Annotated in this window: 12 protein-coding genes; 7 read left to right on the top strand and 5 right to left on the bottom strand. The window is 33.2% G+C overall.

Annotated elements, in window-relative coordinates:
• The first annotated feature begins 59 nt into the window (after positions 1–59).
• The 3 genes from PKC21_08440 to PKC21_08430 are packed head-to-tail and all read left to right on the top strand — an operon-like array spanning position 60 to position 1,995.
• Positions 60–1,139 carry a tyrosine-type recombinase/integrase gene (locus tag PKC21_08440; GenBank protein HMR25368.1) on the top strand — a complete coding sequence of 360 codons (1,080 nt, stop codon included), beginning with the start codon at positions 60–62 and terminating at the stop codon, positions 1,137–1,139.
• Between the two features lie 52 nt (positions 1,140–1,191).
• The gene (locus PKC21_08435) at positions 1,192–1,578 is read left to right on the top strand and encodes a TIR domain-containing protein (GenBank protein HMR25367.1); all 387 of its coding nucleotides are present in this window, start codon (positions 1,192–1,194) and stop codon (positions 1,576–1,578) included.
• Between the two features lie 3 nt (positions 1,579–1,581).
• A complete protein-coding gene (locus tag PKC21_08430) occupies positions 1,582–1,995 on the top strand; it encodes a DUF4231 domain-containing protein (GenBank protein HMR25366.1) in 414 nt (137 codons plus the stop codon).
• A 10-nt stretch (positions 1,996–2,005) separates the two neighbouring features.
• On the opposite strand, the gene PKC21_08425 is transcribed toward PKC21_08430, so the two are convergent.
• Positions 2,006–2,236, bottom strand: a complete 231-nt coding sequence (locus tag PKC21_08425) for a helix-turn-helix transcriptional regulator (protein HMR25365.1) — start codon at positions 2,234–2,236, stop codon at positions 2,006–2,008.
• 92 nt (positions 2,237–2,328) lie between these two features.
• Between PKC21_08425 and PKC21_08420 the strand changes: the two genes are divergently transcribed.
• Complete coding sequence (locus tag PKC21_08420) at positions 2,329–2,991, top strand: hypothetical protein (GenBank protein HMR25364.1); 663 nt, start codon at positions 2,329–2,331, stop codon at positions 2,989–2,991.
• A gap of 20 nt (positions 2,992–3,011) precedes the next feature.
• Positions 3,012–3,968 carry a TIGR02391 family protein gene (locus PKC21_08415; protein HMR25363.1) on the top strand — a complete coding sequence of 319 codons (957 nt, stop codon included), beginning with the start codon at positions 3,012–3,014 and terminating at the stop codon, positions 3,966–3,968.
• Here the strand turns inward: PKC21_08415 and PKC21_08410 are convergent, their stop codons facing one another.
• The 4 genes from PKC21_08410 to PKC21_08395 all read right to left on the bottom strand — a co-directional run bounded on the left by PKC21_08410 (position 3,969) and on the right by PKC21_08395 (position 8,959).
• Positions 3,969–4,394, bottom strand: coding sequence for a helix-turn-helix domain-containing protein (locus PKC21_08410; GenBank protein HMR25362.1), 426 nt, complete (start codon positions 4,392–4,394; stop codon positions 3,969–3,971).
• Between the two features lie 553 nt (positions 4,395–4,947).
• Positions 4,948–5,166 (bottom strand): helix-turn-helix domain-containing protein, encoded by a 219-nt coding sequence (locus PKC21_08405; GenBank protein HMR25361.1) that lies wholly within the window; start codon positions 5,164–5,166, stop codon positions 4,948–4,950.
• A 45-nt stretch (positions 5,167–5,211) separates the two neighbouring features.
• Positions 5,212–6,021 carry a hypothetical protein gene (locus tag PKC21_08400; GenBank protein HMR25360.1) on the bottom strand — a complete coding sequence of 270 codons (810 nt, stop codon included), beginning with the start codon at positions 6,019–6,021 and terminating at the stop codon, positions 5,212–5,214.
• Between the two features lie 181 nt (positions 6,022–6,202).
• Positions 6,203–8,959: an N-6 DNA methylase gene (locus PKC21_08395; GenBank protein ID HMR25359.1), complete on the bottom strand. Its 2,757-nt coding sequence runs from the start codon at positions 8,957–8,959 to the stop codon at positions 6,203–6,205.
• Positions 8,960–9,687: 728 nt separating this feature from the next.
• On the opposite strand from PKC21_08395, the gene PKC21_08390 reads away from it, so the two are divergent.
• Both PKC21_08390 and PKC21_08385 read left to right on the top strand, forming a co-directional pair.
• Positions 9,688–10,707: a DNA cytosine methyltransferase gene (locus PKC21_08390; protein HMR25358.1), complete on the top strand. Its 1,020-nt coding sequence runs from the start codon at positions 9,688–9,690 to the stop codon at positions 10,705–10,707.
• Between the two features lie 9 nt (positions 10,708–10,716).
• A complete protein-coding gene (locus tag PKC21_08385; protein ID HMR25357.1) occupies positions 10,717–12,177 on the top strand; it encodes an AAA family ATPase in 1,461 nt (486 codons plus the stop codon).
• Positions 12,178–12,218 lie beyond the last annotated feature (41 nt).

The following is a 12,218-nucleotide window of genomic DNA, read 5'->3' as shown; positions in this document are numbered from 1 at the left end:
ATAGGTCATTTACGTCCATTCTTATCTTGCCAAATAAGTTGTAACTAGTGAGGCAAGACATGGCAAAACCAATTAAACGAAATAATAAGTGGCACATCCGCTGGGTGGATGAAAATGGTAAAAGGCGAGGGCAATCCTTTAAAAATTATGATACCGCACGCAAAGCATTACTTAAGAATCAGCTTGAAGTGGACCAAATCAAAGCTGGCTTGTATGTTCGACCAAAAATGGAACGTACTTTTGTGGAATTGGCCGATTATTGGATGATGCATAGAGCGTCTAAAAAGAAAAATCCAAAAGATGACCAAAGTATCCTTAATGCACATCTTATGCCTTTTTTTGGAACATTAACACTTTCTCAAATAACGTTAACCATAGTAGATAGGTTTACAAGCATTACTTTAAATAAGGCAAGCGCAAAAACAGTAAACAACCATTTAACACTTCTGATTGCAATGCTGAACATGGCCATTGACTTAAAGTGGATTGATGACAAGCCTAAAATTAAGAAACTTAAAATAGCTCAGAAGTCATTCTTGTATTTAAAAACACAAAACGAAATTGATAGGCTCTTACGATCTGCTAAGCAAGAAAATACTCCTGTACCATATGTTCTTTATGCAACAGCTGTATATACGGGAATGAGAGCAGGTGAGCTTGCTGCATTAAAGTGGCAAGATGTTGAATTAATAGGGATAAATCCAAAAATCCATATATCAAAGAGTTATAGTACAACAACTAAATCAGGTAAAACAAGACATGTACTTATTTTGAACTGCTTACAGTCCATTTTAAAAGAGTGGAAACTACAAAATCCTCTTCCTTTAGTATTCCCAAACGCCTATGGAAACATGTTAATTGAGTCATCACGTATTTTTCAAGAAACTTTTCAACGTTGCATAAGAAGAGCTGGTTTAGAAAGAATTAGATTTCATGATTTAAGACATACTTTCGCAAGTCATTGGATGATGAAGGGGGGTGACATATACAAATTAAAGGATCTTTTAGGTCATTCGACTGTTAAAATGACGGAAAGATACGCTCATTTGGATGTAAAAGCATTTGATGGAGATTACGATAGGTTTGGAAAAAGTATACATAAGAGTAAAAATCCCGTTATAAGTTTAAATAAGAAATAAACATAATTTTAACGGGCTATAAGTACTTTTGTTTGATAAAATTAGGTTAGCAATGAAAAAAAGGGTTTTTTTGAGTTTTATGTATGAAGATGAAAGTCAAGTAAATGGTTTAAGGTTACTTGCAAAAAGTCCGAAATTTCCCTTAGAGTTTTATGATGAATCTATAAAAAAACCAATTAATAGTACGGACTCAATATACTTAAAAATAAAAATCATAGATAAAATTAAAAGGTCTTCTGCTGTTATTGTACTAATAGGTAATGATACGTACAAGAGTCAGTGGGTAAACTGGGAGATTGAAAAAGCTATTGAATTAGAAAAGAAGGTAATTGGAATGGCGCTAAAAGGAGTAGAATCTGCTAAACTTCCTACTAAGTTTCCTAAGAATAGTAAGTTTTATTCTTGGGACCCATGGAGTATAGAAAAGTTAATAGGTTAAAAAATGAAAGATCATTCAGAAAATGTAACACTGTGCAGGTTAGAGGAGCAAATTGAATGGTATGATAAAAAAAGCCAAGCTCATCAAAAACGATTTAAGCTGTCTAAAGTTTTTATCATAATTTTTTCGAGTTTAATTCCATTGTTAGCTGGTATAAAAGCTGATCTTTTAGTTATTGGAGTATTAGGAGTTTTAATTTCTTTCTTGGAAGCTTGGACATCCCTCAATCAAGATCAACATAATTGGATAATGTATCGTGCCACTTGTGAAGCTCTTAGAAAAGAAAAGTATCTATTTTTAGCAAAAGCTGGTCCGTACGGAGATAGTGATACACAAAAACAACTTGCTGAGAGAGTTGAAATGCTTGTTTCGAGAGAGCATACGCAATGGATTAGTAAAACAAATAATGAAAAATAGTTATTAGCTACTATAAGTCTTTTTCAGAGAAACTTATCAAAGTTGAAACAGAAACGTTAATAGTCTTTGCAATTTTATACAATGTAAAAATCTGAGGGTTTACTAGTCCATTTTCAATTTTTGAGACAGTTCCTCGTGAAAACCCAGCTTCTAAGTATAACCTATCCTGACTGTAACCTTTTGATTTTCTTATTTTTGCTATGTGCTTTCCCAGTTTTTTTAAAAATTCTGCCTTTTTCATTATTTTCAATAATAGGGATAAGATGTTTTGATTCTCTTCCTATAAGAAGGTATAATTAAAGAAGGGTCGTTTATTAGTTTAGGAGCTCTTTTATGCAAAAATTACAAATTTTAAAAAACCAGTTAGTTATAGTTTTATTAGTTTTAACTACAACAAGTTGTAGCACTTACAGATGGAAAGGAGTAATCCATAGGCCAGAAAATGACATTAGACCAAAAAATATAATCCCTGAGTCAATTGAAATCTCACAAGATATAACAAGGCTAAATCATTTTTGGATTAAAAATAGATCAAGTGATGTAGTTTATGTTTCATTTAGTGACTCAGTAGCAGAGTTTGAAGGGCAATCTTATAGATTGGTATCAGGTACAACTAAAAAAATTCATTCTGCAATGCAGTCTCCAGATCAACCCATAGCACCGAACACAGTAGCAGAGGTTTCTTTTTACTCAGATGATGAGTTGATTACTTCTAAGCTTGTTAACCCTAAAGAGTTAGTAAAGTATAGAATAGCTTTTAAATCGTCAGAAAATAAAGCCTATGCTATTTACTACTCACAAGATTTGACAGAAATCATTGAGTTTACAACACCGATTGCAAAAAGCGATAAAATTGCATGCTATATAACTGGAATAGTCTATGGGGGATGGTGCTGGTTTATTTCACCAAATGAAAATGATAAAAACAAAGCTTTAAATGAGGCAAATAAGCTTGGAGCAGACAATAAAATTAAGTATCTTGGTAAAAGTTTTTAATTCATAGTACTTTAAATAGCATGAAAGATAAAAAACAACCTCATGATGATGAAACAGTTCCACACGTTATTTTAAGAAAAAGTATTATCGATTTATTTCTGCCGGGCCTGGAGTTAATTAAACAAAGACTGGATAATGATCAAGAGGTATTAAAGTCTTTTGAAATAGAAAATAAATCAGAGTTACATGAACATGTTGAAAGAATAATTGAGTATTATAAAAAAAAACAAGATGAAGATGATTTTGCACGTGGTATTAGCTTTTGGTCATTGAGAATTATAAAAGCAGGTGCTTATGCACAAATAAGAGAGTTAGAAAGGAAAAAAATTGAGCTTATTCAAGCTAATCCTGAATTATTAAAAGCAACTGTAGAAAAGATTGATCAAGTTATTCAAACAAAACGTGATTTAGCAGAAAGTGGGCTTTTAAATAGTCTTAAAGTTCCCAGCTATTTGATTGATTTAACAAAAGCAAGTGACGTAGCACAGAAAAAATTTACGCTTGAAAAGCAAAATATAACTGAAGATTTAAACCAAACTTTTGCCCCATACATGGGACTGATGGAGATTACCGATCAGGAGTTAAAGAAAAGATGCGAGGGGATCTTTAAACTCAGAATCGAAGAAAAAAACACTCATGGAGAAGATCTATTTGATACTGTAATAAGAGAATCCGCTACCGTTTTAGAAAATAGAATTAAGGAGAAGGCTAAGCTTCCAAGCAATTCTAATCTAAGCGGTATAAAGCTAATAAACAATGTTTTTTCAAACCAAAAACCAAAATTAATACCAATAAAAAAAGACGAGCAAAACGAGGGTATTCGTGATTTGCTATCTGGTTTGTTTGCTATGATTAGAAATGATAGCCATCATAATTTGTTGCAAGTTTCTGATAGGCAAGCGCTTCATATTTGTGGTTTTATTGACTACACTTTGGCACTATTAGAGCAGTTTCAAACACCAAAAAAAAACAGCTGATTATAATACTTTGATTTCTTTTTTAAATAATTCAAGAGCTTCCTGAGGGTCTAAATAAAGGCTTCTCTGAGCTTTTATAGACCAAATGAATAGCTTGATTACATCATCAGTATTAATTTCATCGTTCTCTAATCGCTGAAGTAGCTCATCGTAGGATTGATTGAGTAGTTTATTAAGTACTTTGTGCTGCTTTGTTATTGTTTTTTTATAACAATCAAAGGATTCATTTTTAATTTCATCAACGCGCTTTTTACGTACTTCTTCGGTATACTTGTCCCAACAACATGGGGTTTTTGCTTTTTTCCAGTTTTCAACAGTTCTCCAACTGGAAATACCAACAATTTTAGTTATTTGTGAATAGGTAAAGCCATCTGCCCACAATTGCATGGCATGATACTTTATTTTATTAGGGTATTTTTTTCTCATTTTTTCCTCTATATATTTAATTTTAGATACAACTCCCCCCTTTTCTTTACGGCTAATTATTTAAAAATTTTTAACAGTAGTTGTTACAAAACCTAAAAAAAGCGTAAAAAACTAACAAACAAATGCTCGAATAAAAAGACATCATTGAGCAATGCTGTGTGTTTACAACAACATTAAGTAAAAAGTCCTGTGGACGGCTAACCCCACGTTCTAAACTGCCGATTAAGTTGAAGTAAACTGTAAAAGCACACCTCGGACTATTAATCCTAGATTTTTACCTAATTATCTTCATAGAAACACTATTTTGGGTATTTGGGTCAAAAACAACTTGTTTAGTAGATAGGGGATTGATACAGTTTTATCCGTCACCACAAGTCAGGCAGAAAACCCAAATTACTGATAAATCTTTAACCTAGTCGCAGTTAATTATATCAGTCCAGCCATTTATCGCTATGACTTGGAAAGTAGCGTCACTTTTGTGGCAAGTGAACCGTAAACCTACTCATTATACCTTTCCCAAGGATAAAATAAGTAGGTTTACAGAATTGAAAATTTAGTTACAGGACTTTTGTTTGTTTTTTAGCCATGCTTTAATTTGATTAAAATCAAACCTAACGCATCTACTGCTTATACGTATGAATGGAATTTCATTACGTGAAACCCATGCATATAATGTTGATTTTTTGACACTCAAAAATTGACTAAGTTTTTCGTAATCAAAGTAGTTAACTTGTTGGTTATCTTGATGATCATAATCTGAATTTTCAATCATGATTATGTGTTATCAATCTTATAGTGCGATTAAAATGGACTTGAACTAAGAGTTTTTAGTTATTTGAGTACGATAAATTTTATGTGCTTCCCAAATGTATGGATGGATAGATTCATTGACTACTGAAGCTATTGCTTTTGATCTTCTTTTGGTTGCATTATAAATGTTGTCTTTTTGGCTTTCTATAATGTCTTTTAAAGAGTAGTTTTCACTTGAAGGAAGCCAAAGACCATATGCAACCATTATCAAAGCAATTTCTTTAGTTTTTAGTTTAGATTTATTATTTTTATATAGGAGAGGTATCGCAGATAGTTCTTGAAATAGCCACTTTTCCTCTCCCCAATTTGGACCTCTTCCACGAGTTTTTAAATTATTATTAATGCCATGAAGAGTGTTTTTTAGTTGATTAATCACCTCCATCTTATTTTTAATGTTATAATGATACTCTTCTAACTCTTTGAGATCGGCTTCAAATCGATCCAAATGGTCTAAAGTTTTTGGTTTTACTCTAGATCGGAAGTTTAAATCTGCTTTTGTAGAGCAAAACTGAATTATAAGTTTAAAAATTGAATAACTGTTAAGGTCTGTTCGATCAACAAAAGTCTGTACACCAGGGCAAAGTAAAAACAGATACTTTTGCTCACTGTAACCTTCAAAGCACGTCGATCTTATACTATCATCGTTGAATATAATCTTTTTCCTATCAGTTAGTGTTTTTCTCGCTTCTGAAATGAGTTTAATTTGATGGGTATTTAATGGTCCAATAATTCCGTGGCAAGAAGCGTGGTATTTAGAAACTATATGGTAATCAACGGTGAGTTTACGAATTATTGTGCTTTCATTACTTAATGACATTATAGTCTGTTATCAAACACAATAAGGTTAATCAAGCGTTATAATGCAGAGTGTCTTTTCTTTGGTGATTGAAAAATCAAGTTATTATCTATTTCACAATAAGTACGCTCTATATAATTTCTTAGAGTTTATTTTCAGGGTAGGGCTATAAATATACAATGTGCTTTAAGTTATTCAATAGTTAAAGTTGAGTCAGTTTTTGATAACGCTCAAATAGAAACTGTATGCGCTCAAGTTCACTGTTAAATGGTTCTTTGCGATAAGTTTTGTCCACTTCTTTATCTAAGGCATTGTGAGCTTTTCTCAAGTCAACAGGCATGAGATTTGGATTATATAAATCAGCCAGTGATGACTCTTTGTGATTGCTTCTAGCATCTAAGATAGCTTGAGCTTTTTTAGCAATGGCCTCTTTTTGCATGTCGGTCGCTTCTGGCCAAGAAAAATTATTGTACACAATACCATTAGAATACTGATAATCGTTTTTTAATCGGCCGCCAACAGTTTTCATCCAAATCATATGCATTTTAGATGTGACTATCCCGAAATGATATAAGTTGCCGTTAGAGATAGTATAAAGTTTATTACTTGCTATAGTGTCTTTATCCAAAAAACCAATTGGAATATAGTCCCTGCTTTGAGATGAGACTTCTGGAATAGCGATGTAACGTTGATTTGGCTGTCTTATCTCGCCAAATAACCATGGGAATTGAGCTAATTTATTTGTTGGTGGTCGAGTGCTTTTTAATCTTTGTTTACGTACTGCCTCAACTCTCTCAATTACTATAGGCATTGACTTAAGGTTTGATGGGCTACAGTTTTTTAACCATAAACAATACCTGGGAAGATTATTAATAAACTCTCTAGAACCAAGAAAAGGTTTAATGAAGTTTTTAGATTTAGGTTCTTTTTGTATAAAACTACGCGCTTCATTATCGTTTAAAATTAAAAAACCTCCATCATTAGGCATACTCCCAAATGATAACTGCGGTACGCAATTTTTTTGGAAATGGTTTTTTCTGTTTTTTATAAAAAAGGTATCAGCATTTAATAAATAGGGGTTAATTTTCTTTACATTTAGTTCGTGGGGGTCAGAAGAAATTGTTTCATAATCAAAAATTTTCTTTCTACTTTTATTTATAGTTGAAAATCCAACAATAACTACATAAACAGAAGCAACATTCATACCTTTTGCTTTTTGAGCATCAATTATCCATTTAAAGGTTCGATGAGCAAAATTAATGTGTATATTGAGTTCTTCCATCATTAAAGCCCAAAAGATTGGTACTTGCTCACCTTGACAAATTGAATTTGTAGAAACAAAAGCAACTTGACAACTTTTTTTTTGAATATAATGTGCTGCAATATAAAACCAACATACTACGTAATCTAAATCTAATGTTCCTTTTGTGCTTTTGAAAATTTTTTTCATCTCACTTTGTTGTTCATTATTGCGATATGCTTTTCCAATAAACGGTGGATTACCAAAAATGTAAGAGCATTTTGATGCCGGAATTACTTCATTCCAATCTACTGTGAGGGCATTGCCGTGATAAATGTTTGCAGTTTTTTGCAGTGGTAAACGGGCAAAGGCTTGCCCAAACATGTCACCTAGTTTCATATTCATTTGGTGATCAATTAACCACATCGCAGTTTGGGCAATATAAACAGGAAATTCACTTATTTCGATGCCATAAAACTGATCTACATTAATTAAAGATAAATGATCTACATCTAAAAAATTTTGCCTATCGCCATTATTGTCTCTCGGATATAGCTCGTCTAATATGTCTAGCTCTAATAAACGTAACTCGCGATAAGCTAAGATCAAAAAATTCCCACATCCGCACGCAGGGTCTAAAAACGTCAATTTACTTAAAGAGATGTGAAATTGTTCTATTTTACTTCTACGTTGTGTCCCTCCTAGGTTTTTTAACCTACTAAATTCCTCTTGCAGTTCTTCCATAAATAAAGGTTGAATGGTTTTTAGTATGTTTTTCTCGCTTGTATAATGTGCGCCGCTTTGGCGTTGTTTTTCAGGTAGGATGACAGTTTGAAATAAAGATCCAAATAATGCCGGTGAAACCTCTGTCCAGTTAAAGTAACAGCAGTCTAATAGAACATCTCGCATGGAGTTGTTAAATGAAGGTGTACGGATAGAGCCATTAAATAGTTTTCCGTTTACGTATGGAAAGCTAGCTAAGTCTTCATCTAGCATTTTTTGACGCTTTTCTTTTGGAGTATCCAAAACTTGAAATAGTTCAATTAGTTTGCTGCCAAGATCACTGCCATCAGTATGGGTACGGTCACGAATATAGTTTAGCAACGAGTCTTGCTCAAATATGCCAGTGTCGTCTGCAAATAAACAAAACATGATGCGAACAAGCAATCGCTCAAGGTCGGTGCCACCATAACCAGAGTCCTCTAAAACTTTATGTAGAGAGCTCATTTTATCAGAGGCATCAATGTTTACTGGATCTTGATCTTTGTAAATTTGCTGCCTTCTACCTGCAATAAAATCAAAAAGTTTAATGTTATTTTTAAGTTCATCCAATTTGAAAGTGTAAATTTGTCGCGTCGCTAGGTCAGTAAAAACAAAGTTTTGGAAATCACTGATAAGGCGGTATCGAGGTCTTTCACGTTCACTTAATGCAAGAATATAGTCATCCACTTGAGTGCTAGCGGAGTCTAAATTACGACCCGCGGATTTTTGCTCAACAATCAGCATGCCTGGCCAAAAAAGATCAATGAAACCATGAGAGCGTCCCACCATATCAACTTTTTTTTCATATAAGGCAACATTGCGTCGGCGGTGCCCGAACACCTCAAAAAACTCATTATAAAAGGTTTGTGTGTCACCTTTTTCATAGTGCGCGTCTTTCCAAGAATCTGAAAATTGTGCAGCGTTGGCTCTGATTTGGTTCCAGCTTAAAATACTCATCTCTATCAACTTATGTCTTATTAATTGGGTTTACTTTTCATGTTTTTCAGTTCATTTTTTGCGTCATTATCGCGTCACTCATGAGTCAAATTATACAAGAATGGTCAGCTTGACAAGATGAAAAGTATAATCTATTCAAGTACATAGAGTATGGCAAGATTAGAGAAACGTACTCATAACCCGAAGGTCGTCGGTTCAAATCCGGCTCCCGCTACCAATTCCGATCATTTTCCATAAAATCAATCATGCAAATTACGGTTATTCGCCCTTCGGGCTCTCTGTTTTTTTATATTGCCTAACGGCAACATGGCCGAAGGTCTTTATGCATGGGCTTCCAACTGGATGAATGTGCATGTGCGGGCTGGGTTTGGGCCAAGCCCAAACCATTCACCCGGTTTTGACTGGGTTCAAATTTAGCTACTACTAACTACCAAAACCAAAATTTCAGAAAAGTTTTTAGTTATTAAAATAAGCCTTTCGTTGGTTTAAAGCTACACTTGTGATGAGCAAGCCGTAGGCGCAGCAAAGATCTAGTGTAACTTATGCCGATGCCAAAGGCATCGGCCAAATCCAGCTCCCGCTAACAAGTATAGCAGCAGTAGTAGTTTAGTCGACTGTCCCCAGAATTTTTATTTTTTCACCCTTTGCGGTCGGCAACAAAAAAGGATCTGTTGATGGAAAACTAACGTTTACATAAAATGTGGTATGGGCTATTATTTATTAAATATATGTTGAACGTAGTTGATTTTTTTAGTGGATGCGGGGGAACAAGTTTAGGCTTTGAAAATGTCGGCTTTAAAATAATTGGTGCTCTTGATTTTGATAGAGATTCAGCTCAAACATATAAAAATAATTTTCCCAAAGCTATATTTATTCAAGAAAATATTAGAAATTTTAAAGAAGAAGAGCTTAAAATTATTATTGAGAGGTCAACGGGGCCACTGCTTTTTAGCGGTTGTGCGCCTTGCCAACCTTTCAGTAATCAAAAAAAACATACTCAAAAAAATGATAGTAGAAAGTCACTTCTACTGGAGTTCCTGAGATTTATTTCTTTTTGGAAGCCGGAGTATATTTTTCTTGAAAACGTTCCAGGGATACAGAATATAAGTAGGTCAAATGGTATATTTAAAAAATTTACTTTTCAGTTAGAAGAACTTGGATATAAATTTGAAATAGGTAATATTTATGCATCAGAGTTAGGTGTTCCTCAAAAAAGAAAGAGATTTATTCTTATTGGGTGTTTAAAACCTTATAGGCTCAGATCGCTTCAAACAATAGTGAATCATTATAAACATAGGCAATATACTACACGCGAGTTCATTCAAGATTTGCCTCCAATTGAAGCGGGAGAAACACATGAACAAATACCAAATCATGTATCTTCTAAATTATCAAAAGAAAATATTCAAAGAATTATATTAACTCCAGAAGGTGGAGATAGAAGAGATTGGCCAGAGCATTTAAAAAATGGTTGTCATAAAAATTACTCTGGTCATACAGATGTATATGGAAGAATGAAATGGGATGCATTAGCAGCTACTTTAACAACTAAGTGTACGAGCTACTCTAATGGACGATTTGGACATCCAGAACAAAACAGGGCTATTAGTGTCCGCGAAGCTGCGAGGCTACAAACTTTTCCTGATAATTTTATTTTTTCTGGAAGTATTACATCGTGTGCTAGGCAAGTTGGAAATGCAGTGCCTCCTAGGATGGCGGAAAGAATTTCAGAATGTTTTATTATTTAATAGGTTTTTATGAATTCTTTTGATGAAATTGAAGAAATAAAAAATAGGTTCCAAAAAGGCAAAGAGTATAATCCCTATATTTCATTTATTAAATTTTGTTCTTATAAAAACTTAGTTCCTGAATCGGAATTAATATTTGAATTTCCTTTAACTTTATTAATTGGCAAAAATGGAACAAATAAAAGTTCAATTCTTCACGCGTTATATGGTTGTCCAGAGGGTAACTCAACTGGAGAGTATTGGTTTGAGTCTTATGTAGATTTAATCAAACAAAGATCTGTATATTGGTATAAATATATTAGTGATGAAGCTGGTCAAGAAGTGGAAGTGGCAAAGTCAAGGATAAAAAAACAATCTCCAAAATATAAATTAATCGATTCCAGTTATTGGGAGCCAACTAGACCATTGGTTGACTTCGGTATGAAACCTATACAAGAAATAAAAGAAGGTGATCCGATTCCCCCTGGAAGATCAAAAACTAGGTGGAATGCGATAAAAAAGAAAGTAATATATTTAGACTTTAGATCCGAAATTAGTGCATTTGACAGAGCATTTTATTTCGATTCAAAAGGAGGTGGGAGTCGCCCTAAGCAAAGAAGGTATTTGTTTAAACGTTCAAAGTTATTAAAAAATGCTTTAGATAAGAAGCTTAAAAGTAAAACTTACTATGGAAAAGAAAAAATTTCTGAACATTATAATTTTTCTATAGAAGAGTTGCAGGTGGCTTCTGATATCCTCGATATTAAATATTCCGATATAACTTATATAGAACATGATTTTTATAATTTGGGTGGTTTTTCAATTTATATCAACAAAGATTTAAATGATGAAAAATATTCAGAGGCATTTGCAGGTAGTGGTGAGGCAAGCGTTATTCGGTTAATTTACGCAATCGAAAATGCAAAAAATAGAGCTTTGATTTTATTAGATGAACCAGAAACATCGTTACATATTGGTGCACAAATAAAATTGCAAAAATATATTTTAAAAAAAATTACAGAAAAAAAATTACAGGTAATATTATCAACCCACTCACCATATTTTGCAACAGGTCTTCCTGACTGTGCAATTAAGCTGTTGATATCTAACCCAGGTTTAGATAATAAAATTCAAATTATTAACTCTGCGGTTGCGTCTGAAAGCTCTTTTCATTTAGGGTACACTTATCAAGATAAAGAAAAACTGTACATATATGTGGAGGATAGTTTATCAAAATATATAGTAACTTATGTTCAAAAAAAGTTACTAAATGATAGTAAGAGAGATAGGATATCTATTGAAATATATCCAGGCGGCACATCTAGTATGGTTTCTTTTGCAGCAATGATGTCTAGCGGAAAAGTGAGAAATAGTATTTTCCTATTTGATGGAGATTTTAAAAAGGAAGAAATTCCTGAAGATGAAAAAATTCTTGTGAAAAAAGTACTCGGTTATTTTGGGGAGTATAGGGTGTATTCCTGGTTTAAGTAAATAGTTCTTATAAGAATACATAGTGTGTCCCATGATTAAGA

It is taken from the genome of Oligoflexia bacterium, from assembly GCA_035326705.1.
Classification (GTDB): domain Bacteria; phylum Bdellovibrionota_G; class JALEGL01; order JALEGL01; family JALEGL01; genus JALEGL01.
This window is presented reverse-complemented; position numbering and strand designations above follow the sequence as displayed.